Raw genomic sequence first — 24,335 nt, 5'->3', positions numbered from 1 at the left:
GCAGGCGCCGTTCACCAGTCGCTATAGGCTGCGCGGTTCGTTAACGCGTATGCCCACTGGTCGATGGCGTTATCCAGGTTGCGCACACGGGCGGCGAGCGCCTCTTTGTTCGGCCCTTCAGCCGCATCATGATACGTTTGTACCGCACTCGTGTACGCTGCCAGTCGGTTGGCTAAATCCTCCGTTTCTTCAGGGGTGAGGTAGCGTGAACCGGCAGGTAAGCCGCTGCCGGTAAACACAGGATGAGCGAAATAGTTTTCATGATGTGGGTTAAGGAAGCAATCGGTGAAAGACACCTGCGGCTCACCCGCAGCTCTCTCCTGTGCAGTGCTGGTAGCCTGCGCGGCCCCCGTAAAATCTATGCCGCCTGCGTACACTGAACGGTCAAACACGCAGCGTCCGCCCGAAAACTGGGTGCCCCGGAATGTTATTGACCGCAGGTGGGAGGATCCCTCGAAAGAAACGTGGTGCAGTGTGCAGCCGCTCAGGTCTGCGCGGCCGCGCCAACGGCACCCCACAAACTCCGTATCGTGGCGGAACACGCTGCCGCTGAAATCGGTATCACCCCGGAACTCGCTGTACGAAAAATAGGCCCCCGCCCGGTAGGTGCAGCCCTCCATGTGGGCGGTACCGTGAAATGCGGTACTCATAAATACCGCATCCTTTTCATAGGTGCACCCTGCAAGGGTAACGTCGCAGCCCCAGGTGCACTCCGCAAAATTCGCGCCCCGCCTATAGGTGCAACCGCTGGCGTTAAGACGCCCCCGCCACGTGGAGCGGGTCCAGTCGGCGTCTTCCCGGTAGGTGTTTTCCGACAGGTTGGCCTCAGCCTCATACACCGAGGCTTGGGCATGCACCTGCCCCCGGTAGTCGCATCCGCTCATATGTACGGCAGCACGGTACACACTATTGCGGAAGATCGCCTTGCCGTAGTAGGTGGATGCCGTAAAATGTGCTGCCGCGGCGTATACGCTGGCGCTCAGGTTGGCTGTCTCACGGTAGCTGCACCCCGAAAAATTCGCGCCCGCACCCCAGTACGATTCGCTCAGGTTAACGGTGTGGCGGAACTCAGCCCCAGAAAAATCAAAGACCAGGTGTGACCACGGGCCGGGCGTCACCGCGCCCCGCTCAAGGTGACGCGCAGCGTTCTTGCGCGCACCACCAAAGGCCGGTTCCCACCGCACCCGCTGGTGGATGGTGCCCAGAATATGCTGCCGCAGGGGCGTCTCGGTGGTGCTGTTCGGGGGTGTTTCAGCCTCACCCGTATAGAACGATAGTTCTTTTTCTGTGGTTTCACCCTCGCTGCTGCGGTGCTGCGGTTTTCTCCCCTGCCCCTGCGGCTCAGACGGGTATGGGGCGCGCAGGTAGTCACACAACGCAGTAATAACGCTCTGAGCGCGGCGGTTACGCTCCTGCTCCTTCATAGACGTATCGGCCAGCCACTCATCGGCCAGTGCCGCCAGCTCATCCACGGCACGCATTCTAGATACAGCAGGCAGGGCGGTGTCCCCCATGCGGGCGAGCGCCTCAGCAGCCCTATCAGCGCAGCCGCCAGCGTGCAGGTTCACCGCATCCACCATATGCTCCTTCTGTCGCCAGCGTCCAGCAACCCCCTAGGCGCGCTTAAACTCGCGGCGCGCGGGCTTTTTACCCACCGCAAAAACGCATTTTTTAAACGACGGTGACGACCCCGCCAGCACAATATTACTGAAGTCTGTTGCGGCAGAAAATACGGAGTAGCTGAAAACGGTTTTGGTGCTGTACACCGAGTCGGCGAATACCGCTTCTTTGCCGAAGGTTGAGCCGGAGAAATCGGCGCGTTCCCCGTACTGGTTCTCGTTAAAGTTCGCCTCGCCCCGGTAAATGCACTCGCTGAACGTGACGGGAGACATGTACCGGGTGACCCCGAAGTCGGCGTTGGCGGCGTAGGTGCAGCCGCTGAAGTCCGCGATGCCCTGGCAGTGGGTGCCGATGAATGAGACGTTCCCGCCGTAGAACGAGTTGCTGAATGTGACGGACTGTGCAAAGAACGCGCCGGGGCAGTACAGCCCCTCCCCCCAGTATGAGCCGGAGAAATCGACCGGGAAGAAGAACTCGGCAGACGAAAACGAGGCAGAGTCGAAAAACTCGAAGTAGAACCCCGACCAGGGCCCGGGGGTGATTTCCCCGGCCGCCACCTGCTGCGATTCTTTCTTCTTGGTGGCCCCGCCCGCCGGTTTCCAGCGCACACGGGTGTGGATTTCCTCCAGGATGCGCACCCGCACCCGCGACTCTTCGGTGAGCGCCTTCTTATCCCGGTGGAATTGCAGCGTTTCCTGCTGGCCCAGGTTCGGGGGCACCTCACCATACAGTTCCGCGCGGGATGCCAGCGGGAATGGGGTGCTCACGTAGGCGCACAGGGCGCTGACAATGTCCTGCGCCTCACGGTGGCAGGCGCCCTCAGACACGGAGACGTCAGCCAGCCACTCGTCGGCCAGCCGCACCAGCTCACCCACAGCGCCCAGGCGCGCCTCAACGCTCAGGCCGCTCTCATAGCTCAGCTCACCAACCGCCGCCGAGAACCTGGCGTGACGGCCGGTGAGGGCAACATCCGCTGAAAAATAACCGCTCATAGTGACCGTACCCTCCGCGCAAAAACGGTGCACGCCTCAAGCACCCGCTGGTGCACACCACGGTGCGCATCCGTGCCGGGCGGCACATCGTACAGGGACGCCACAAGCGCCTCGATGGCGCGCAGGTGCACGCCCATCTGCGCAGCCTGCGACAAGCTAAGTGCCCGCGCGCCCGCGGGGAAGCCGCCCACCAGCCGAATATCGTACCGGCCGCCGGGGCCGTTACCGAAATAGTTATTGACGGTGGGGTCAAAAATACACCCGTCGAAGGAGGGGGCGCCCGCCATGAACTTTGACTCGCCAATATCGGCGGTACCGCAGTAGATGGACTGCCCAAAATTGGCGGCGCCGCCGTACGAAGACCCGGCCATCCCGGCGGGTTCACGGCTGGGGCCGCCCAGGTAGAGGGAGCCGCTGAAGTCAACGCCAGCCTCGTACCGGCACTGGCCCATCGCCACATCCCCCAGGTAGGTGGAGCCGCTGAAGCTGACCGTGCCCTCATAGGAGGACGCCCCGAAATTGGCGTTCCCGTAGTAGACGCAGTGGGTGAAGTCGGTGTACCCGCGGTACTGCGAGTCGTACATGTCCATGTCACTGAAATAGACGCAGTGGCTAAAGTCGGCGTGCTCCCGACACCGGCTGCTTAACGAGGCGTACCCGTAGTACACAGAACTTTGAAATGCGGCGTCTCTCATGTAGGTGGACCCGGCCAGCACTGCCTCCCCGAAATAGGTGCAGCGGCTCAGGTTCGCGTCCCCATAGTAGTTGCAGCCGTGCAGGTAGGCGTCATCCCGGTAGACGGACCCCGAGAAGTCAGCGTCGCTATTGTACAGGTTGGTGCGCGCATCCAGCCCTTGATGGTAGTGGGACACCCCAAAAAATACGGGGCCGTTGAAGGTGCACCCGTGCACCTTAGCGGCCTGCCGGTACACGGAGTACCCGAAACTGGTGGGCCCACCGAACACGGAGTCGCTGAAATCCACGTCCCCGTAGTAGACGGAGCGGCTGAAATCTGCGGAGGCGTGGTAGGTGCACCCGCGCAGCGACAGCGGCCGCCCCCAGCAGGAGCCGGTGAACGTGACCGGGTAGAAAAATACGCTGCCCGTAAAGTCGAATTGGAACCCGGACCAGGCGCCGGGCTTGCCGTCCACCACAATCGTGCGGGAATGGATGGCCTCAATGATGCCCGCCCGCACCTGCGCTTCCGCCTCAAACAGCGCCTTATCAACCGTGAAAAGTTGTTTCTCTTGTTCGTTAATGAACGGGGCAGGTTCTAAAGACGAAAAACGCGCATACTCCGACGCCAACGAAAATGGGGACCGCACATACGCGCACAGGCTGCTGATGGCCGCCTGCGCCTCCTGCCTGCACTGGGCCGCCGGGGCGTCGTCAGTGTTCATCCACTCATCCACCAGCCACACCAATGCGTACACGCCGCTCATGCGCACAGTCGGGTCGCTACTGCCCAGCTGCTCAAGCGCCACAATATAGCGGGCGCGGCGATTCAGCATCGTGAGATTACTCGTTGAGGCGGACGGGGTCATTGCGGCATCCTCGCAATATGTTGTGGTTGGTACTGTTACCCTAGCATACGCTACTGGGGGCCAATGCGCGCATCCGCTACTATCGTGCCGTGTCAGGGGCCGTTAACGAACGCACCCATGAGGCCAACGCCTCACTGGCTGCGCGCAGCTCCGTGCGGGCTTCCAGAACCTCCGGGGAGTCCTGCCCGGTGCGGCGCGTCATAACCTCCAGGGCCTTTGCCGCCCGGTTAATGCTCTGCCGGTAGCTGCTCAGGCGGATAAGCCCCTGCTCGGTGAGGGTACGTGAGCCTATAGGGAACGACGGGCACCCCGCCGCCATGGGGATGCAGTGCTCACTGCCCATCGCCACATTAAACAAGTACCCAGCCATCGGGTTAAACAGGCACCTATCGAAGGCCGGTTCGTTCGCAACAAACCGGACACCAGCGAATGACACCCCGCCCATGAACGCCGCCTCCCGGAAATTCGCGGCGCGTTCGTGGCACACCGAGTTGCTGCAGTCCACCCCCTCAAGGAACACCGTCTCCCGAACAGAGAGGTTCATGCCGTACACGTTCCCCGTGAAATTGACCTCCTCATGGAAGATACTGCCCGCGAACGTCACATAGCCGGTGCTGCGGCACCTGTTGAAAGCAACACGGCCGTAGTATGCCGAATCACTGCCGGTGAAATAGTGCCCGAAGGTGCTGCCGACGAAAGAAGCATCCTGCAGGTAGGTGCAGCGGTCAAAAGAGGCGGGGTTGGTGTAAGTGCATCCGCTCGCGTTGAACGTGCCGCAGTAGGTGTTATCGTGCAGGAACGCGTCTCCCTTGTAGGTGCAGGAGTCAAGCCGGGCGGCACGCGAATAGTGGCTGTGGTTCAGGCGCGTATCCGAGTTGTAGGTGCTGCCGGTAAATATTGCCCGGCCGTGGTAGGCGCACTGTGAGGCCGACATGTACCCCGTATAGGTGCAGCCCGAAAAGTCCGCGTCGGAGCGGTAGACGGAACTAATGAACCCCGCGTAGGGGCCGAACGTTGAACCGCTGAAATTCACGAACTCACGGTACAGGCTCCCGCCGAACCGGGTGTACCCGCCGTAGGCGCACCCCGAAAAGTCCGTTGCACCGGCATACACCGACCCGAAAAAGTCGGCATCATCCGCGTAGGTTGATCCGCTAAAATCTGCGGGCCCGCCATAGTAGGAGCCGGTGAGGTTCGCATCTTCCCGGTGCGTGCACCCGCTCAGGTTCAGCCCCTGACCCCAGCAGGAGCCCCTGAAATCCACCGGGTAGAAGAACAGGGTGCCGCTGAAATCGTAGGCGAACCCAGACCATGTTCCGGGGCTGAAATCCCCGGTTTTAAGCGGCGCGTAAGGGTTTTGACTAACGGTTTTGGTGGTCATCCAGCGCACCCGTTCGTGGATCTCTGTCAGGATGCTGCGCCGCACTTTCGCCTCAGCCACCAGTTCAGCCCGCTCAGCATAGAACCGGGACTGCTCCTGCAGGTCGCCGGTCGGCTCATCGGCCCAGAGTTCAGCCCGGTAGGCGAGGGAGAACGGGGAGCGGATGCTCTCACACAGGGCGTCAATAATGGTCTGCACCTGGTGGTGGCGTTCGTGTTCCGTCACGACTGTATCAGCCAGCCACTCATCGGCGAGTATGACAAGGGTGCGTGCCGCACCCATCCGAGCCTCAACCGTACCGCCACCGAGCTGCCTGACTGCCTCTTCAAAACGTGCTGTGCGTTCTGTGCGCATTGTCTACCCCTTCATAGCGCCGGCGAACACCGACCCTCGGAAGCTGCTGGACGCCTGCGGGTTCGTGATGTGGCTAAACTGGACGCCGTCAAAATTGGCGGAACCGATGAACTGCTCAGAAGCGTGGTAAACGCCGCCACGGTACTGGGATTCAGCAAAGGTGGCATTTCCCAGATAACGGCTCCCGTAGAACGAGGCATCTGCTTCATACACGCTGCAACTGTAGTCGGCATCCCCCATATGTGCGGATTCACTAAACTCTGCCGAGGCACCGTATGTGCACCCGCGCATTGTCAGGTTCGCCCCGTACCGGTTTTTGCTGTAGTTAACCTTGCCGCGGTACGTGCACCCCGATAAATCGGCGGGACCGTAGTAGGTATTGCCATGGCTGCACACGCCCCGGTCGTAGGTGCTGTTACTGAAATCAGCCGCACCCCGGTACACAGAACCTGCAGCAGTAAAATCATGGGTATACCCGTGGTAGTTGCCCCCTACAGCCCCGTAGGTGCAGTGGCTGCGGTCCAGGTTACCGCGGTAGATGCACCCAAACACGTAAATCGTTTTTCCCAGGTAGGTGCCGCCCGAAAACGACGCATCACCGTTAAAAACGCTGGTCTCCATGAACACATCATCCCGCCAGGTGGCGTTCCGGGCGGTCACCCTCCCGCCCCAGAAAGCCCCCGCACGGTGAACAGGGTAAAAGAAATCCGCGCCCGAGAAATCATAGTCAAACCCGGACCACGGCCCGCCGATAATGATGCCCTGCACACGTGTTCCAGCCTGCTCGGCGGGAACATGCTCATCAGCAAGCCATTCATCGGCGAGCGTTACGAGGGTTTTCACGGCTGCTGCGCGCACGGGGGCTGCTGGGCTGTACAGCTGTTCGGCGGCAGCGGGTTCTTGGGCATGCCGCTGGGTGTGGTTGGGCTGGTTCGGGTTCACGGTGGTGTACTCCCCTGGTTTTATCGGTGGTATGTGGTGATGCGGTGGGCAACGGGTGTGGTTTTAGAGAGCGTACGCCCACTGTTTCAGCTCGTTGCACACGGCGAGTATCTGCTGGTGGATGGCCCACCGCTCTTCAGAGTCTGCCGGTGCCTGCAGCAGGGTCTCCGCCAGTTCCCTCACATGCTGGGAGCGTTCATTCATGTGGGCCACCTGCGAGCCGTTGAGCAGCCGGGAACCAACCGGGTACCCGGCGCGTATTTCTGCCTCATAGTCGCTGTCGCAGTCCACACTGAAAGTGTTGCGCACAGCCGGGTTGAAGATGCACCCGGCGAACGAATTATCGGGGGTGCCGTACTGCACCTCGTCAAGGCTGACGCTCTGGCAGAAGAGGGCGGGGCCATAGGTGACGGGCCCTTCATAGCAGCTTCCGGAGAACACCCCGGAGGCATCGCCGTAGCCTTCACCATCTTGTGGGGGCACACACTGCAGGTAGAGGCAGTCGCCGAAGTCTGCCTTCGCCTCATAGGTGTTGTAGGTCAGCCCGGCCCCCTGCCCAAGGTAGATGCTTTCACGCATGGTGACATCGCCCTGGTACGTGTTGACAGTGATCTCGGTGTGCCCGTAGTAGACATTGTGGCTGTAGTCAATGGGCCCGACAAACGTGGTTTCGTCGTGTTCAAGGTCTGTGAAGAAGACGCTGCGGCTGTAGTCTGCGAGGCGTTCCCCATCACCGTGGCCCAACCTGGTTTTTCCGTGGTAGATACAGTTATTGGCGGTAACCCCCTGATGGTAGTTGGAGGATAAGTCAATATGCTCCCCGTAGTAGAGGCACCGGCTCAGGTTGGCGTGGCCGTGGTGGGTGATGTCGATCCAGGTGTTGCCGTGGTAGAGGCACCCGCTCAGATCGGCCTCCTGGAGGCATACGCCCTGTATGCTCACGCCCTGCTCGTAGATGGTCGAAGATGCGTTTAACACCCCGTTAAAGTGGACTTTATTGAAATGGACATCGGCGCCGTAGATGCTGTGGGAGAAGTCGACGTCGCCATTAAAGACGGTGTCATTAAAGATGGCGTCCGCGAGGTAGGTTGAGCTGGAGAAGTCGGCATCCGCACAGAATGTTGCCTCAGCCATATTGAGCGGTACGCTCCAGTAGGAGCCGGAGAGGTTCACCGGGTAGAAGAACACACTGCCGGAGAAATCATAGGCGAAACCGGACCAGGGCCCGGGGCTCTCACGGGTACCGATCACGCGCGTGTGCACCGCCAGCAACAGGGTGAGGCGCACGGTGACTTCAGCATCGAATTCGGCCTTGTCGTGCGGGAAGTTCCGTTTATCTTCCTCACTCAGCGCCGGGTCTGGCTCGTCACGGCTGAGCATCTCGTATTCGGGGGCCATAGGGTATGGGGAGCGAATGTAGGCGCACAGGCTGTCAATGAGCGCGGTGGCCTCGGCGTGGCGGGTGGGGCCGGGCAGGGTCTCGTCGGCCAGCCATTCGTCAATGAGCCATATGAGGGACTGGGCTCCGCTAAGGCGCGTGACGGGGGCAGGGTCAGCGAGCTGTTCCAGTGCGGAGATGTAACGGGCTTGGCGGTCGAAACGAGGGTCGGGGGCTGGTGAGTCGGTTGTGGGCATGGTGTACCTCATCAGGTATGTGCGGCTGGTGTTGTCCCCTCAGCTTACGGGAGTGCTCGCCGGTCCGCACTTAATTTTGTCGGTTATACATTGATTATGCATAAAAGTCTCAGGTTCAGGTTGCAGGTGACCTACATTTTTTCAGATGTTGCGCACACAACAATAAGGTTTTCTGCTTGAAGTTTCCAAGGGCCACACCCCACAGGGCACGACGCAAGGCACCACCACAAGAACGCGCCAGCTACGGGAAAACTATGCACCGACTAGGGAAAATACTGCATACCCGGAACAGGCGTCAGGTGCCCTGCGGCGGCACCTGGCACGCACAGGATACACCACGGTGCCCACGGAAGCGGTAGGCGGGCATGTGCGGAAAATAACGGATGCTCAGGGTGCATCACCCGCCGTCAAGCAGTGGACTATTTGCTAGAAGTTAGGGTGTCACGAGTCGTTTGGATACCCTTAAGGACCTCTGCCAGTCTGCAAGCAGACGATGCCCGGAATCCAGCGCATTTTCAAGATAAGGTAACGGGGTTTTCATAGGGGAAGCTCAATAAGGTCCGGCTCTATATACTGCCACATGCGTGGATCAATTGATAACGCAAGATCCACTGGACGGTGCAGTTCTTGTTCCAGCTCAACCGCAGCATCCACACTCTTGCAGAAAGCTTGGTAACCGGAATCATTTCCGAACTCTACAAGTATGTCAATATCACTAGTGGGGGTGAGCTCGTTACGTGCCGCACTCCCAAAAAGGCGAGCGCGGGTAGCACCGTAAGCACGCAAAATATTAAGTACGCGCTCCTCATGTGGAAGAGCGTACATACGTTGAATACCGGCTACGCCACTCATGCCCTGATTGTAGCATTTGACGGGCTGTTCCCTTGAGGGTGCAGCGCCGTTTCGCCCTGGGACACGGGCGGGTGAACCCCGCGTAAAATAGGGGGCATGACTGTTACGTTCCCTCCCCAGGTTTCCGATATTTTCAACCCGCAGCACTGGCGCATCGTTGACGGGTTTGAGGATTTTACCGACATCACCTACCACCGCCAGGTGCAGCGCGACGAGACGGGCGAAATCTTGCGCGACTTGCCGACCGTGCGCATTGCTTTTAACCGGCCCGAGGTGCGTAACGCCTTCCGCCCGCATACTGTGGACGAACTCTACCGGGCGCTCGATCATGCCCGCATGACCTCTGATGTAGGCGCTGTGCTACTGACAGGGAACGGCCCCTCCCCCAAAGATGGCGGGTGGGCGTTCTGCTCGGGCGGTGACCAGCGCATCCGTGGGCGCGACGGCTACCACTACGCCAGCGGCGACACCGCCGAATCTATTGACCCTGCACGTGCTGGGCGGCTTCATATTCTGGAGGTGCAGCGCCTGATTCGTACCATGCCCAAGGTTGTGATCGCTCTGGTCTCTGGGTGGGCTGCGGGCGGCGGGCATTCCCTGCACGTGGTTGCGGATTTGACCATCGCCTCCGAAGAGTACGGCAAGTTTAAGCAGACCGATGCGACTGTTGGCTCTTTCGACGCAGGCTACGGTTCGGCGCTTTTGGCACGGCAGGTTGGACAGAAGTTTGCGCGCGAAATCTTCTTCCTCGCCAAAGAGTACGATGCGCAGCGCATGTACGAGATGGGTGCCGTTAACGATGTGGTGCCCCACGCAGAGCTGGAAAACAAGGGTCTGGAATACGCGGCTCATATTGCCCGGCAGTCTCCGCAGGCTATCCGTATGCTCAAGTACGCCTTCAACCTGCCCGATGACGGTATGCTCGGGCAGCAGGTTTTCGCGGGCGAAGCAACCCGCATGGCGTATATGACCGATGAGGCTGTGGAGGGGCGCGATGCGTTCCTGCAAAAGCGTGACCCCGACTGGTCGAACTATCCCTACTACTTCTAGGGTTTTACGCGTTGCAGAATAACCGTTCTGTTGTGCCGGAAGGCCCTTGCGATCCCCGTAAGTCCCGGGTGGGTAGCGGCAAAGCAGGCACCACAATAGGCGCTTTCCCCGGTTCACTCACGCCGCTTTCTGCCCCACGCCAGGATGCGCTGCATCCGCACGCGGTCATCCTCAGCGCCGATGAACCCGCCGATCCGCAAGAGATTCTGCGTGCCTTCGAGCGCTCTCTCACCGGGGACTTGCCGAACAGTGCTCGCGATCATCAAGACCCGCGCGGGCAGACAGAAGGCCCGGAGTCTCTTGCGCTCCTGGTAGGCACCTCCGGGTCTACAGGTGCGCCAAAACAGACGGCGTTAAGCGTGCGGGCGCTGAGGGCATCCGCTCGGGCGACCGAGAGGTTTTTTGCGGACTACCCTTCGGCCGGTTCAGCTAAACCGCAGAGGGCTACTTCTGAGGTTCCTGCGCAATGGCTTCTCGCCCTGCCCGCGCACTATGTGGCGGGAGCCCAGGTTCTCGCCCGGTCGGTGCTCGCCGGAACGACGCCGGTAATTGCCGCATCGATCACCGACGGGGTTAGTTTCACACCCGAAGTATTTCTGAACGCCGCCGAACGGCTCAGCTGCGCCCGCCGGTTCGTTTCTCTTGTGCCCACGCAGGTGCATAAGCTCCTAGAAGCCGCCGAAGCCAGCCCTGCACTGGGGTCAGAAATTTACGATGCGCTCGGCCAGTTCACCGGCATCCTGCTTGGCGGTGCCCCGGCAAGCGCATCCCTGCTGACGGCGGCGCGCGAGCTTGGGCTGAACGTGGTCACCACCTATGGAAGCGCAGAAACCGCCGGCGGGTGCGTCTATTCGGGGGTAGCCCTGCCCGGGGTGCGGCTGCGTGTGGTTCCAGAGGACGCAGGTTTAGCAGACAGCCCGGTTGTGGCCGGGGCTGAAGCGGCCGGGCGTATCTGGCTCGGTGGTGAGCATCTTGCCAGCGGGTATATGGGCGATAGCGCGCGCACCGCATCGCATTTCTTCGTGGATGCCGATGGGTGCCGGTGGTACCGCACCGACGATTACGGCTCGCTCGTGCCCCCCGCCCCAAACACGTCCGAGGACGGTGGTGCTCCGGCGCTGAGTGTTCTGGGGCGCTCCGATGATGTAATTATCACCGGAGGGGTGAAAGTCTCTTCTCACGCAGTCGCCGCCGTCCTTGAGAGCCACCCGGCGGTGCGTGAGGCTGCGGTGGCCGGTGTTCCCGACGCGCGGTGGGGGGCCGCCGTCATTGCCGCCGTCACCCTGCGGAACCTGCCCGAGCATTATGGTGCGGACGCTGCCGAAACAGCAGGGCAGCTGCAGCAGCTGTGCGGCGCACGGCTGGGTGCGGCGGGCGTGCCGAAGGTGGTGCGTATTGTGCCTGATTTTCCGGCCGCGAGCACGGGCAAACCTGACCGGCTGGCAATATACAGTATGCTGTGTAAGGCGCACGCCGAGCAGCAAACCAACCGTGTGTGAAGGAGGGCATAGCCGTGGCATCACCGGCAGAATGGATTGAGGGCGCGCGTCTGCGCACCCTACCGCTTGCTTTGGCGCCGATCGTGGCGGGGTCTGTGGCGGCGGCCGAACTGCATTCGTTCCGCCCCGTACGGGCTGTGCTTGCTCTTCTGGTGGCGTTCTTCCTGCAGGTGGGCGTGAACTATGCGAATGACTACTCTGACGGTGTCAAAGGCACCGATGAGGGCAGGGTCGGCCCGATGCGCCTTGTCGGTTCAGGTGCTGCAAGCCCGAAAGCGGTCAAGTTCGCCGCGTTTTTGTGCTTCGGTCTCGCCGTGTGTTCCGGTATGTTGCTGGTGGCGTTGGCGAACCAGTGGTGGTTCCTGGCGGTTGGCGCATCCGCGCTTTTTGCGGCGTGGGGATACACCGGCGGGAAACGGCCCTACGGGTATATGGGTTTGGGTGACGTGTTCGTGTTCATCTATTTTGGGCTGGTTGCCACTTTAGGCACGTTATTCACGCAAACTAATCAGCTGACGCTCACCGGGTGGGTGGGTGCCGTGGCGGTGGGCCTGATCTCGTGTGCGCTGCTCATGGCGAATAATGTGCGCGACATCCCCACCGATAGTGAATCGGGTAAGCTCACCCTGGCGGTGCGGCTGGGTGATAGGGCCGCACGCATCACCTACGCGGTTGAGATGATCCTGGCGATTCTGCTGTGTACCGTGCTGGTGCCGCAGAACCCGTGGTTTGCGCTGATTTTTGTGCTGGTAGGGCCGACCGTTTACTCATGCGTGACGGTGCTTTCTGGGCGCACCGGCAAAGACCTCATCCCCGTGCTGAAACAGGCCGGTATTGTGGCGCTGGCGTACAGCCTGCTCATGGGGCTGGCGGTATTCTTGGGGAACTTCAGCTCGCTCTCCTAACCCCCTGCCCCATAAACTTTTGTGGGTTTTCCCGACCCGCGCAGGCCGCACAGGCTGTTGCTAGGCGTAGTAGGTGTTCAGGTGCGCCAGGTAATCACCCGCGCTGTCTGCCACCAGCTGGGCGGCGGCTTCATCGTAGTTCTCATGGGTGTCGATGGTGTGGAACGTGAAGAGAGGCTGATAATTGGCGCTAATATAGTTAGCCGTCAGCTCGAAGGGGCGCAGGGTTTCAGCAACAGTGTACCCAACGGAGCCTTCCGCACTGTACTCTGAGGCGGGAGCGCCCAGCGAGACGGCAATACCGAGTTTCTTATTCTCGAATGCCTTACCCTTTGATCCGTAGGCCCACCCGTACGTCAGCACCTCGTCGCACCACTGTTTCAGAAGCGGAGGGCAGTTAAACCAGTACACCGGAAACTGAAGCACAATGTTCTGGTGCTCTTCCACGAGAGCCTGCTCGCGCTCTACATCAATCACACCGTCGGGGTACTCGCTGTACAGCTCATGCACGGTAAACCGATCCGGATGCTGGCGCAGCATCTGCACCCAGGTTTTGCTGACCATAGAATCATGGATATTAGGATGCGTGACAATCACAAGGGTTTTCATGGTATTCCCTTCCGTTCGACTTGAGAAAATACCATGGTATCCATGCCGTTTGGCTCTGACAATACCTTAGAGTACCCTTTCGGCTAATGGCTATACAGCGATCTCTCGCAAGGAGGTGCGCTGCTGACCGTGCGCATCAAAATTCTTCGGATCCAGCCATTGCAACAACCGGTGTTTACGCTGCTCCCATTCGGTATCCAGCATTGAATACCACGCCGTATCGCGGTTGCGGCCTTTATATACGACGGCTTGGCGGAACGTCCCCTCATAGGTGAAGCCCAGACGCTCGGCTGCGCGGCGTGAAGGCTCATTCAGTGCATCGCATTTCCACTCGTAGCGGCGATAGTGCAGCGTCTCAAACACGTACTGCGCCAGCAGGTACTGCACCTCCGTGGCGGCGCGCGTGCGTTTTAGACGTTCGCCATAGGTCACGCTGCCCACCTCGATAACACGGTGGGCGGGGTTAATGCGCATGAGCGCTAAAGTGCCAATCGCACGCCCATCCTGATCTATCACAGTCAGATAGTACGGGTCGGTGGATTCCTCCATGCGCTTGAGGAGGGTCTCTAACTCTGCTCGGTCAGCAACAGGGTTCAGGGACAAATAGGTGAAACTTGGTTTGGGCGCTTCAGGGCCGTAGACCTCGTACAGGTCGTCGCCGTGGCGTTCTGCATCAAGTTTTTCGAGGCGGCAGTAGCGCCCCTGTAAACAATCAACACTGGGGGCCTCACCCGCGCGGTAGTCGGGCAGGGCATCGCCGATAGGCTGCTGGTAGTCGTTATATCGCATGGGTTTTCTCAAATTTTTCGGTTGCGGCAGGTGCTTCTTTATCGTACCTGCAGAAGCACCAGCCCTCAGCGATTTCCTCTGTTTATAGTCCGTACATTGTTTTCATGGCAGCCCATATGATGCCGGGCTGCTCACTGATAGCCTCATGGCTGGCGAACGGCACATTCATCAGGTGCGCCTCGGGCAGGTGCTCACGCAGTTCCGCCAGCTCTTGTAGAGAAAACAGAAAATCGTTCTCCCCACGCGCGGCCAGCACAGGCACCTTAATCGCGGAAACATGCTCGTTCAGGTACCCTGTCTCCGTGGTGTCCAGCCACCGGTGACGCAGATCGTCTACAAGTGTCTCAAGGTGAGGGCGCGGATTCAGCCTCTCGTAGGATGCGACCCTGTCAGCCATGCGCTCACGGAAAAGTGCGGGCGACAGGTTCTCAAACATCTCCCGTACGGAGGCATCCTGTACACCACTCCACGACGCACCAACAGTCACTACCGAGCGGACCCGTGTATCCTCAGCCGCTAGCCGGTAAGCCGCCGTGCCGCCATCGCTGAAACCAAAAACGTGGTATTCTTGCAGCCCGGTAACCTGCACAATATGACGCGTGTCTTCAGCAAGCTGCGCGTAGGTGAGTTCAGCCGTGCCGCGGGTGGAACGCCCATGCCCGCGTGCGTCGGTTTCAACCACAAAAAAGTGCTGCTGCAGCTCAGGCAGGATAGCAGCGAAATCCTCTGCTGACCCGAACCCACCGTGCAGAAGCAGCATGGCCGGGTTTTCAGGCTCACCGCTTAGACGGTAGAACAAATCAGCGTCTCGATAATGCGTGGTGGGCATGTGTTTCTCCTAAAGGCTGAGGGTGCGGTCTGTAAGGTCGCGTCCCCTGCCCGGCCAGCCCGGCACCTGAATCTAGGGTTCCGCCCTTGCTGCCGGTGGTCGGTACGTCCCGCGTTTTCATTCAACTGACTTACTAATAGCATGTCATATTTCTTCTGCGCCGGATATATCCTCAAAACCAATAATGTTGCTATCACAAAAGTTAATGAGTATGCCGTACGGCTCGGCAATAGGCAGCGGGCTTTCCCTAAAAACAATAGACCAGCTGCGGCCCTCATAGAACATAAATTCCGGCAGCGAAAGAAGCGGCCCGTCGGGTGCACGATCCCCCTCAGAGACCCCTAATGCGCCCGGGTTTTCAGCCAGGATGCTCTGTAGAAATAGTTCGGCGTCCTGCCGGTACGCAGATGCACGGTTCATGGTGTGGGCGACAAACGCAAAATCAGCATCGTGATAGTCGGCAGGGTGGCTCAGCTGGATGGAGAACGGCATATGTTTAAAGATGCCGTGCAGAAAATACTCCCCTGTCTCGCCGGCAGCTGTTACCTGCATATCCGTAAAGCCAGCAGCATACACATCCATGCGGTAATCCGCCCTCCATCCACCAAGTGCGCTCAATGCCCGCTACCCCCACAGGAACTGCAGGGCGCCCAGCCACCACGACACCCCATACGCGAGCGCAACAATCACCACTGAGGCCACCACCAGGTACGCATCCCGACGTGAATAGGCGGGCACACGCGCCCACGACCGCGCCCCCGCACCGAACCCGCGTGCCTCCATGGTGACCGCCAGGCGTGAGCCGCGCCTAATAGCCTGCACCATCAGCGCGAACATCTGCCCCGCACCGGTGCGCAGCCGCCCCCACGGGCCCTGCCCCGCGCCCAGCCCGCGGGCACGCCGCGCCTGCCCCAGCGTGTTCCACTCCCCAAATAGGATTCCCACCAGGCGCAGCGCCGCCAGCGCGGCCAGCACAAACCGTGCCGGGAGCCGGAAGGTCTGCGCCAGCGAATCCCCCAGGTCTGTGGGGTCGGTTGAGAGCACGAACGCGAACGTGGGCAGCACCATCGCCAGGGAGCGGAGCATCATTGAGACGGCGGCAGCCAGCGAACCCTGCGTAATACTATTCACCCCGAAGTCGAGGATCACGGGGCCGGTCTTATTCACCAGGATCGCCACACTCCAGCCGGTGCTGGCCACCGCCACCAGGATGGGCCAGGCGCGGGCCAGTAGGTTGACCGGGCGGAAACCCACCACCGTGAACCCCACCAGTTCGAGGACGAGCATGACGGTGGCGCTCACCGGGTCTTTAATGAGGATCGCCGCCAGGATAAGCACCACGGTGACCACGCATTTCACCCCCGCGTTCAGCCCGCCAAACCAGCTGTTCCGTTCGGCGCTTGGCCCGAAAAAGTCCGTGTTCATGCGCGGTTTCCTTCCTGAGCATCCCGGGCGGGCGCATCAAGGGTGATGCTCCGCCCGCCCAGGGCAGCCGTGAACTCCATATCGTGGGTGATAGACAGCACCGCCGTCCCTTCGGCCAGCAGCCCGCGAATAATGCGCACCAGCTCACCCCAAGTGTGGGCGTCCTGCCCGAACGTGGGCTCATCCAGGATGAGCACGCGGGGCGCGGTCGCCAGCGCCGAGGCCACCGACAGGCGGCGTTTCTCCCCACCGGAAAGAGTGAACGGGTTAGCACCCAGCAGCCCGCTAAGGCGCAGCCGCTCAGCCAGGGACTCGGTGGCGGCAGCAAGCGCGCCCTCATCCACGGGCTCACGGCGTAAAGCGGCTAGGCGGCGCGGGCCCAGCTGCAGCTCCTCACGCACGGTGCCGCGCACGAACTGGTACTCGGGTTCCTGAAACACGTACCCGATTCGCCCAAGCAGCTGCGCCGGGTTCCATGAGGGCACATCCCAGCTGGCGGGGTGCGCCTCGTGGGCGAGGTTTTGCAGCGCCGGATGCGCACACAGGGTGCCGTCGGCGGCGTAGAGCAGCCCGGCCAGGGTGAGGGCAAGCGTTGATTTTCCTACACCGTTTGGGCCCAGGATACTCAGGTGCTCCCCCTGCCTGATGCTCAGGTTCACCCCGCCGCGCAGGGTGGGCATGCTGATGCGCACGGGTGCGGCATCCGGCATGGTTTTGAGCTGTTTACGGCGGGCACGCAGCTGTTTTTTGGTGGGGTATTCCCGCGTGATAGCAAGGTTTTCGGCGGAGAGCAGCTCGGCTTTTGGCGCCGTTGGGGTGCCGGGTGTTTCGGGTACGTAGCCGGGCACCCACACGCCGTCGGCGATGAGGGTTTCGCGGGCCTCATCAAGCACCTGCTCGGGCGGGCCGTCGTGGGTGATGCCTCCGCCGGAGCCGAGCACGATCACGCGGTCCATGTGCTGCGCCCACACGCTCACCCGGTGCTCCACCACGATGAGGGTAGCCCCGGTGTGCGCGGCCGCCCGCACCACGGCCTCACGCACCTGCTGCACCCCCTGCGGGTCGAGGTTGGCGGTGGGTTCATCCAGCAGGATGGCGCGCGGGTGCATCGCCAGGATCCCGGCAAGCCCCAGGCGCTGTTTCTGCCCGCCGGAGAGGGCGCTGGTGGGGTGGTCCAGGCTCAGGTGCTCCAGGTTCACGGCGCTCAGGGCTTGGCTGACGCGCTCCCAGATTTCTTCGCGCGGAATGCACAGGTTTTCGGGGCCGAAGGCCACATCGTCGCCCACGCGGGCCAGCACCACCGACGACTCCGGGTCTTGCTGCATGAGCCCCACTATTCCGCGCGCATCGGCGGGTGTGTGCCCGTCGATGCGTGCGGTACCGAGCTGGCTGTGCCCGTCATCATCGTGAATAACCCCCGCTAGGGCGTGCAGCAGGGTGGATTTCCCGGCGCCGGAGGGCCCCAGCAGCAGCACTTTCTGGCCGGGTTCGATGCTCAGGGTAATCCCCGAAAACGCGGGTTTTTCACGGCCGGGGTGGTGCCACCCGAACCCGTCCAGTTCGATGCGTGCCCCCGCTGAGCCTGCTGGTTCTGCGGTGCGGTGCTGCCCCACGGTGGTGGTGTTCACGGTGTGCCTTTCTCCTGCAATAGTGAGGTGTTACGCCTGCACGGTGCGGGCTTGCGCCCCCGAGGCGAGGGAGGCGAGCACACCGGTTTTCGCGAGCGCCTTAGTGAGCGCCCACGAGCCGATACCGGACATTACCAGCCCCGAGAGCACGGAGCACACGATGTAGATTGCGGCTTTGGTGGGGTCCATATCCGGGTAGTAGATGAGGATTTCGTTGCCGCCCATGAACAGCCCCGCAAGCGCACCGGCGAATACCGCCACCGGCAGGTTCCAGCGCCGGTATGCGAACACGGCAAAGGCGATTTCGGCACCCACACCCTGGATGAGGCCCGCCAGCAGAATCTCACCGCTGAAAGCGCCCCCGGTCAGGAGCACGGAAATGAAGGCGGCCACCACCTCGCAGTACAGTGCGGCACCGGGTTTGCGGATCAGGTACCCGCCGAGCACCCCGGCGAGCAGCCAGGCGCCGCCAATGAGGGGCTGGTATTCGGGGACGGCCGCGAAAATGGTTTTAGCGGCCGGGCTCACCCCAATATCCCACACCCAGAACACTACGGCGCAGGCTACCGCCACGACCGATACGATCACGATTTCGTTCACACGCCATGTGAGGCGAGATTTATGTGACATTTTTCCTCCCGTCGTTGGAAGGGGGACAGCCTCGCCCCGTGTATGTGGGCGGGGTTATCGAGAATAGTCGACTCCCTACACCGGTACTAACCGGATCAGGTTCGAGGGTCTGCGTAGCACTCTCAGCGCCGTAGGGCGCTCCCCTGTCGTTAATGCCCGGGTACCACCCGGGGTCCATACATATTCTACATACAGGTGAAGGCTTTGGTGAATCCCGCTCAAAGACCGTGTTCTGCCCAAGGAATAGCGGGTAATAGGCGTGAAGCTGCCCGAAAGTGGCTTTTGGTGTGGCGGGGCGGGTATCACACCCTGAAAAATCCGCTCCGGGTGCGCGTAACCGCGTAAAAGCATATACGCTAGAGGGTAGGGTATTTCTATCGAATGGAGAAACTATATGAACCCCGTCGCCAAAATCGCCATCACCGGTGTGAACCTCGCCGCGTCCGCTCTCGTAGGTAAGGGCTTGAGCTATGTGTGGAAGGGTGTTACCGGCAATGAACCGCCGACTATCGCCCCCGAATCTGAAGACACCGTGCGCAACGTTATTATTTGGGCGGTGCTCACCTCGGTGGTGGGTACGCTGGTGAGCATTGGTATTGCCCGCGCCCAGCGTCGCTTCCTGCCCACCCGGTAGCGCGTACCGTACCGCACACCACCCGCTGATGCGGGTATTTTGAGGGGATGCGCGGGTTCGCCGCACCGGCCCGCGTGTCCTTCACTTTTTCACACAAAACATCCCCGCGGAATGCGCACGGTCGCGCCCGCCTGACAGCTTTTCAAAGAACATGGCTACTACACCTGACCACAGCACCAGCCGCCGTTCGGTGGCCTCATGGGTGCTTTGGGACGTCGGATCGTCAAGTTTCGACACCATCATGACCACCTTCATTTTTACGGTCTACCTCACCAGCGCATACTTCGGGTCTAAGGAGGGCACCTCTGCGGCGCTGTCGCTGGGGCTGACCATTGCGGGGTTTTTCATCGCCCTGTTGGCGCCGGTCACCGGCCAGCGTGCCGATAAAACGGGTAAGGGCGTCTTCTGGTTGGGTGTGAACACGCTCTCGCTGGTGGCGTTGACGGCACTGTGCTTTTTCGTTGCGCCCTCCCCGGCGTACCTGTGGCTGGGGGTGAGCCTGGTGTCGGCGGCAAGCGTGTTCAGTGAATTCGCATTCGTGAACTACAACGCTGTGCTTCCACGAGTTTCAACCCCGAATAATATCGGCAAAATCTCGGGTCTTGGCTGGTCGGCCGGGTACCTGGGCGGGGTGCTGGCGCTGGGTGTGGTGCTGTGGGGGTTCGTGCTTGAACCGAATGGGCTGCGGCTCAGCACCGACGATGCGTTCAATATCCGTGCGGTCGCCCTGTTCTCGGCGTTCTGGTGCCTGGTGTTCTGCCTGCCGCTGCTGGTGCGGATGCGGCGTCGGGAGCGGTTCCTGCCGGAGGTGCTGCCCGTGCGTGAGCTGAAGTTCTTAGAACGGGGTTTTACGCGGCTTTCCCCGGCCCGCCAGGGTGGACTGTTCGCCTCGTACCGGGAGCTGTGGCGCACCATTGTGCGGCTGCAGAAAAGCGCCCCGCAGACCCTGTACTTTCTGCTGGCAAGCGCGGTGTTTCGTGACGGGCTGACCGGCATTTTCACGTTCGGCGGTATCCTGGCGGCGGGCACGTTCGGTTTCACCACATCTGATGTGATTATTTTCGGTATTGCCGGTAACGCCGTGGCCGCTATTGGTGCGATCCTTGGCGGGTACCTGGACGACTACCTGGGACCGAAGAAAATTATTGTGTTCTCGCTGGTGGGTATTCTGCTGGCCGCCACCCCGCTGCTGCTGTTCCCGTACCCGGGCACGTTCTGGGTGTGCGCGCTGGTGCTGTGCCTGTTTGTGGGCCCGGCGCAGTCGGCGTCCCGCACGTTCCTGGCGCGTATTGCCGACCCGGGTACGGAAGGTGAACTGTTCGGCTTGTACTCCACAACTGGGCGGGCCACAAGCTTCTTAGCCCCCATGCTGTTCGGTGTTTTCGTGGTGATTTTCAACGCCCAGGTGTGGGGCATCTTGGGGATTATGATCGTGATTCTGGCCGGGCTGCTCATGCTCCTGCCGCTGGAGTCGCCGGAGGCGCTGCGGCAGCGTAAAGCCCGCCGGCTGGAGAAGAAACAGGTGAAGCGGGAGAGGAAAGAGCACAAGGCCGCCCACCGGCGGTAAGGGGCAGCATACCGCAACGCACCGGCCGCATCACAAAATAACTCTGTGATGCGGCCGGTGCGTTTGTGCCTAGTTAGTCTGCGAACCAGCCTACTCGGTGGCCTCCGCGTTTTGAGTGGTGTCCCCTGCGGGAGTCCCATCGGCGTCTTCTGCGGTATCTTCTGCGGCGGTTTCGCTACCGGGAGCATCCTCTTCGGAGGCGGCCGCATCCGGGTCGGCGGCATCCAGCTCAGCCGGTTCAGGGTCTGTGTACAGCGGGTCATCCACCGTGCGCACCGTCACAATACCCGCCTCAGAAAGCTGCGTAATCACCGTATCGTACGCATCCCGCGGCAGACCCTCAAACAGTTCGCACAGCAGCTCATAGTGCGTCTCTGAAGAGATCTGCTGCTCAGCAGCGATCCAGCATTCGGCTGCGAACCCCGACAGCTCGTTCAGGGCCTCACCGCGGTGCAGCAGGAACGTCTCCTCCCCCACCAGGTACCCCTCACTACCGGGCGCACGAGCCACCGTCACAGTACCGTTAGCGAACACGTTCGGCAGGGCATCTGCGGGCTCAAACGTCTGGTACCCTTCGGCTTCACGCTCCGGCAGCCCCTCACCGCTAAGCAGCTGATACACCAGCGGCTCAGCCTGCTGCACCTCCGAATACACCAGACGCCACGCACCGCCGCTTTCAATAATCACATCGGCGATGCTGCGCAGCCCCTCACGGGTGAACATCAGCCCCGAGGTCTGCTCACAGATCGTCATAAGCGCCTGCGCCAGCGGCACCGGCTCAATACGCGGGGAGGTCGGCTCGTCACGGCGGTCAATGATCACCACACGCTCAAGACGGTAGCTGTGATCATCCGCAGCAACCACGTTCAGCCCCAGCTCGGCGGGGTTCTGCTGCTCCTTCGGCTCGTCGGGGGCAACAATGACCGACAGCGGCTTCGGGTACGGCACCACGGCACCGGTGGTGCGCTCAATAATGGTGGTCTCATCCGTCAGGTACGCCAAACGCTGCCCCAGGTAGCGGGAGGCGGTGGTTTTACCGCTGCCGGATGCCCCCACCAAAGTAATGGCACGCTTCGTGGCGGGGTCACCAATGGCGGCAGCATGCAGCAGCACCTTAGAACCACCCACCAGCTGCTGAATCATAGCGACCGTGAGCATGGATGTCATGGACTGCAGCGCCTCAGCCTCACGGGTGACGTTCACCATCTGCATGGTCTCGAAACCGTTCATCAGCTGCGGGACCTCATCAAACAGGTTTCTGCTGCCATCATGCGCCACGAGCATATGCGCCACGGAGCGGGTCGCCTCAATAGCCGCCTCAACGCTCTCATACAGCACCGGGTCGAGGGTAGCCCAAATCTGCTCCACCTTGCTCACGAACTGCTCGTCAGCGCCGGGACCAAACACCACCTTCAGTTGGGCGCCAGCGGGCCGCACAACCATTGTAGGGAACAACAGTATTCTCTTTTCTCTTAGCCATCAGGACAATAAACCCCGGCTAATCTGCGGGATTCTCAGTAACGGGAATCTCGGTACGGTGAAAGTTCAAATAGCTGCGCGAAGCCGTGGGCCCGCGCTGACCCTGGTAGCGGTTGCCGTAAGCGCCCGAACCGTAAGGGTGCTCAGTCTCGCTCGTGAGCCTGAAGAAGCACAACTGGCCCACTTTAGAACCCGGCCACAGCATGACCGGCAGAGTCGCCATATTCGACAGTTCCAGGGTCACATGCCCCGAAAAGCCCGGGTCGATGAACCCGGCCGTGGAGTGAGTCATCAGCCCCAGCCGGCCTAGGGAGGATTTACCTTCCAGGCGGGCGGCGATATCGGCCGGGAGGGTGACCTGCTCGTAGGTGGAGCCGAGCACAAACTCACCCGGGTGCAGAATAAAAGGCTCATCGGGGGCAACCTCAACCAGGCGGGTGAGGTCTTCCTGCGGCTGTGACGGGTCAATGTACGGGTACTTGTGGTTATCGAACAGCCTGAAAAAACGGTCGATGCGCACATCAACACTGGCTGGCTGAATCATCGAGTCGTCGAACGGGTCGAGCACGATGCGCCCGTCAGCAATTTCCTGTCGTATATCGCGGTCTGAGATAAGCACTCTCTAAGGATACCTAGTGTATCCCCTCCCGTGCGCACCGAAGCGCCACAAATTTTAGGGCGTGCCGCACAATTGCGCACGCATCGATCCTGAACAGCACGGCGGCGGGGTGCTAGCGGGCGGGGTGATGAGGCACGCACCCGGCCGGTATGCGAAAAACCCAAACACACGCTACACTAGATATGTCCATTACGGATACGCGGCTGTAGCTCAATGGTAGAGCGCACGCTTCCCAAGCCTGATACGCGGGTTCGATTCCCGTCAGCCGCTCCACTTGTGTCTCCAGCCTAACGGCTGGAGACCTCTTTTTTAGGCTTACAGGAATCGCTTACACTAAAAAATCGCCCCATCAGGGACGATTTTTTACCTCCAGCCCGTCAGCCGCTCTCATAAACCCCTAGCTTCTGTTAGGGGTTTTCGTGTGCCCAATTTTAGACGGGAATCGCTTCCAGGCGCGGATTTGGTACCTCGCTCGCTCGGAATCCGCACCCTCCAGCCCGTCAGCTGCTCTTAAAAGCTCTGGTATTTACCAGAGCTTTTTTATTTTCCTGACTAACCCGCGAGCAGGTGGTTTTGGCAGCGTGTCAGAGCAATAAAAACGCCGCCAAGAACCGCGATAAAGGTTGTGTGTTAGCCTGAATGAGAAACATCTGCGTGTGCCGCGTCGTCGCAAAATCACCGCAACGCCCGCGTGAGCACGCAGGAAGTACTACTTTCACAGTCGAATCGTGGTCCCATGACAACCAACAGCACCGCCAAAACCACCACACCTTTAGACCTTTCACTGTACCTAGTCACCGGCGAAAACCCCGTCGAAACGGTGCGGCGGGCACGGCACGCCACCTGCATACAGGTGCGCTCCAAGCCCATCAGCGCCCGCGACCTGTACGCCCTTGCCGAAGAGATTGCGTGCACCGCGCTCCCCCACCAGAAGATACTGATTGATGACCGGGTGGATGTTGCCCTTGCCCTGCGCGCTCGCGGGGTGCGCATCGACGGGGTGCATATCGGCCAAGACGATCTGCCCGTCGCCGATGCCCGCCGTCTGCTGGGTGAGCACGCCATTATTGGTCTCACCACCGGCACCCGCGAGCTTGTTGAGCGCGCCAACACCGTTGCACACCTGATCGACTACATTGGTGCCGGGCCGTTCCGCCCCTCCCCGACCAAAGCCTCAAACCGCCCGCCGCTGGGTGTTGAAGGGCTGCGTGAACTTGCCGAGCTCTCGAAGGTTCCGGTGGTCGCCATCGGTGATATTTGGCCGCAAGACTGCCCGAGCATTCGCGAAACAGGGGTTGCCGGGGTTGCAATGGCACGCGCCTTCGTGGAAAACCCGGAATTGCAGGCATAAT

Annotated in this window: 22 protein-coding genes, 1 tRNA gene and 1 riboswitch; of the genes, 7 read left to right on the top strand and 16 right to left on the bottom strand. The window is 60.9% G+C overall.

The features are described 5' to 3' along the window. Positions 1-11: 11 nt before the first annotated feature. The 7 genes from D8M41_RS00305 to D8M41_RS00275 all read right to left on the bottom strand — a co-directional run bounded on the left by D8M41_RS00305 (position 12) and on the right by D8M41_RS00275 (position 9,293). Entirely contained in the window at positions 12-1,580 is a 1,569-nt protein-coding gene (locus D8M41_RS00305; RefSeq protein WP_126926210.1) for a pentapeptide repeat-containing protein, read from the bottom strand. 33 nt (positions 1,581-1,613) lie between these two features. Further along, positions 1,614-2,612: a hypothetical protein gene (locus tag D8M41_RS00300; RefSeq protein ID WP_126926209.1), complete on the bottom strand. Its 999-nt coding sequence runs from the start codon at positions 2,610-2,612 to the stop codon at positions 1,614-1,616. Then, positions 2,609-4,156, bottom strand: a complete 1,548-nt coding sequence (locus D8M41_RS00295) for a pentapeptide repeat-containing protein (protein ID WP_006888802.1) — start codon at positions 4,154-4,156, stop codon at positions 2,609-2,611. Before D8M41_RS00295 ends, D8M41_RS00300 begins: the two co-directional genes overlap by 4 nt. 79 nt (positions 4,157-4,235) lie before the next feature. Next, positions 4,236-5,891 (bottom strand): hypothetical protein, encoded by a 1,656-nt coding sequence (locus tag D8M41_RS00290; RefSeq protein ID WP_006888821.1) that lies wholly within the window; start codon positions 5,889-5,891, stop codon positions 4,236-4,238. 3 nt (positions 5,892-5,894) lie between these two features. Continuing rightward, the gene (locus tag D8M41_RS00285) at positions 5,895-6,833 is read right to left on the bottom strand and encodes a hypothetical protein (protein WP_126926208.1); all 939 of its coding nucleotides are present in this window, start codon (positions 6,831-6,833) and stop codon (positions 5,895-5,897) included. Between the two features lie 63 nt (positions 6,834-6,896). Beyond that, positions 6,897-8,468, bottom strand: coding sequence for a pentapeptide repeat-containing protein (locus tag D8M41_RS00280; RefSeq protein WP_126926207.1), 1,572 nt, complete (start codon positions 8,466-8,468; stop codon positions 6,897-6,899). A gap of 537 nt (positions 8,469-9,005) precedes the next feature. Further along, a complete protein-coding gene (locus D8M41_RS00275) occupies positions 9,006-9,293 on the bottom strand; it encodes a nucleotidyltransferase family protein (protein ID WP_039955260.1) in 288 nt (95 codons plus the stop codon). A 123-nt stretch (positions 9,294-9,416) separates the two neighbouring features. Here D8M41_RS00275 and D8M41_RS00270 point away from each other — a divergent pair, with 123 nt between their 5' ends. From D8M41_RS00270 to D8M41_RS00260, 3 genes are read left to right on the top strand one after another with little or no spacing between them, the layout of a single operon-like run. Next, positions 9,417-10,370 carry a 1,4-dihydroxy-2-naphthoyl-CoA synthase gene (locus D8M41_RS00270; protein WP_006888801.1) on the top strand — a complete coding sequence of 318 codons (954 nt, stop codon included), beginning with the start codon at positions 9,417-9,419 and terminating at the stop codon, positions 10,368-10,370. A gap of 11 nt (positions 10,371-10,381) precedes the next feature. Then, positions 10,382-11,869, top strand: a complete 1,488-nt coding sequence (locus D8M41_RS00265) for an AMP-binding protein (protein ID WP_238693445.1) — start codon at positions 10,382-10,384, stop codon at positions 11,867-11,869. Positions 11,870-11,883: 14 nt separating this feature from the next. Next, the gene (locus D8M41_RS00260; RefSeq protein WP_126926206.1) at positions 11,884-12,774 is read left to right on the top strand and encodes a 1,4-dihydroxy-2-naphthoate polyprenyltransferase; all 891 of its coding nucleotides are present in this window, start codon (positions 11,884-11,886) and stop codon (positions 12,772-12,774) included. Between the two features lie 60 nt (positions 12,775-12,834). On the opposite strand, the gene D8M41_RS00255 is transcribed toward D8M41_RS00260, so the two are convergent. The 7 genes from D8M41_RS00255 to D8M41_RS00225 form a co-directional block, all read right to left on the bottom strand. Then, entirely contained in the window at positions 12,835-13,383 is a 549-nt protein-coding gene (locus D8M41_RS00255) for an NAD(P)H-dependent oxidoreductase (RefSeq protein WP_126926205.1), read from the bottom strand. A gap of 90 nt (positions 13,384-13,473) precedes the next feature. Further along, positions 13,474-14,172, bottom strand: coding sequence for a GNAT family N-acetyltransferase (locus tag D8M41_RS00250; protein WP_126926204.1), 699 nt, complete (start codon positions 14,170-14,172; stop codon positions 13,474-13,476). Positions 14,173-14,254: 82 nt separating this feature from the next. Further along, a complete protein-coding gene (locus tag D8M41_RS00245; protein WP_126926203.1) occupies positions 14,255-15,001 on the bottom strand; it encodes an alpha/beta fold hydrolase in 747 nt (248 codons plus the stop codon). Between the two features lie 144 nt (positions 15,002-15,145). After that, complete coding sequence (locus D8M41_RS00240; RefSeq protein ID WP_126926202.1) at positions 15,146-15,619, bottom strand: hypothetical protein; 474 nt, start codon at positions 15,617-15,619, stop codon at positions 15,146-15,148. Between the two features lie 6 nt (positions 15,620-15,625). Then, a complete protein-coding gene (locus D8M41_RS00235; protein ID WP_006888825.1) occupies positions 15,626-16,426 on the bottom strand; it encodes an energy-coupling factor transporter transmembrane component T family protein in 801 nt (266 codons plus the stop codon). After that, complete coding sequence (locus D8M41_RS00230; RefSeq protein WP_126926201.1) at positions 16,423-18,054, bottom strand: ABC transporter ATP-binding protein; 1,632 nt, start codon at positions 18,052-18,054, stop codon at positions 16,423-16,425. The genes D8M41_RS00235 and D8M41_RS00230 overlap by 4 nt, the downstream gene beginning before the upstream one ends. A 30-nt stretch (positions 18,055-18,084) precedes the next feature. Then, positions 18,085-18,684: an ECF transporter S component gene (locus D8M41_RS00225; protein WP_126926200.1), complete on the bottom strand. Its 600-nt coding sequence runs from the start codon at positions 18,682-18,684 to the stop codon at positions 18,085-18,087. A 55-nt stretch (positions 18,685-18,739) separates the two neighbouring features. Next, a riboswitch (TPP riboswitch) is annotated at positions 18,740-18,839 on the bottom strand. Between the two features lie 239 nt (positions 18,840-19,078). On the opposite strand from D8M41_RS00225, the gene D8M41_RS00220 reads away from it, so the two are divergent. Together D8M41_RS00220 and D8M41_RS00215 are read left to right on the top strand one after the other, a co-directional pair. Then, positions 19,079-19,318: a DUF4235 domain-containing protein gene (locus D8M41_RS00220; RefSeq protein WP_006888809.1), complete on the top strand. Its 240-nt coding sequence runs from the start codon at positions 19,079-19,081 to the stop codon at positions 19,316-19,318. Positions 19,319-19,469: 151 nt separating this feature from the next. Continuing rightward, positions 19,470-20,885, top strand: a complete 1,416-nt coding sequence (locus D8M41_RS00215) for an MFS transporter (RefSeq protein ID WP_126926199.1) — start codon at positions 19,470-19,472, stop codon at positions 20,883-20,885. A 90-nt stretch (positions 20,886-20,975) separates the two neighbouring features. Here D8M41_RS00215 and D8M41_RS00210 read toward each other — a convergent pair whose 3' ends face one another. Next, positions 20,976-22,340 (bottom strand): hypothetical protein, encoded by a 1,365-nt coding sequence (locus tag D8M41_RS00210; RefSeq protein WP_238693444.1) that lies wholly within the window; start codon positions 22,338-22,340, stop codon positions 20,976-20,978. Between the two features lie 43 nt (positions 22,341-22,383). Beyond that, positions 22,384-22,983 carry a dCTP deaminase gene (dcd, locus tag D8M41_RS00205; protein ID WP_126926198.1) on the bottom strand — a complete coding sequence of 200 codons (600 nt, stop codon included), beginning with the start codon at positions 22,981-22,983 and terminating at the stop codon, positions 22,384-22,386. A gap of 199 nt (positions 22,984-23,182) precedes the next feature. Between dcd and D8M41_RS00200 the strand changes: the two genes are divergently transcribed. Further along, positions 23,183-23,256: transfer RNA gene (locus D8M41_RS00200), tRNA-Gly, on the top strand. Positions 23,257-23,719: 463 nt separating this feature from the next. Continuing rightward, positions 23,720-24,334, top strand: a complete 615-nt coding sequence (locus tag D8M41_RS00195; protein WP_006888815.1) for a thiamine phosphate synthase — start codon at positions 23,720-23,722, stop codon at positions 24,332-24,334. Position 24,335 lies beyond the last annotated feature (1 nt).

This window comes from Rothia sp. HSID18069, from assembly GCF_003989155.1.
Classification (GTDB): domain Bacteria; phylum Actinomycetota; class Actinomycetes; order Actinomycetales; family Micrococcaceae; genus Rothia; species Rothia aeria.
The sequence above is the reverse complement of the archived record's forward strand: the minus strand, read 5'-3'. Positions and strand labels throughout refer to the sequence as shown.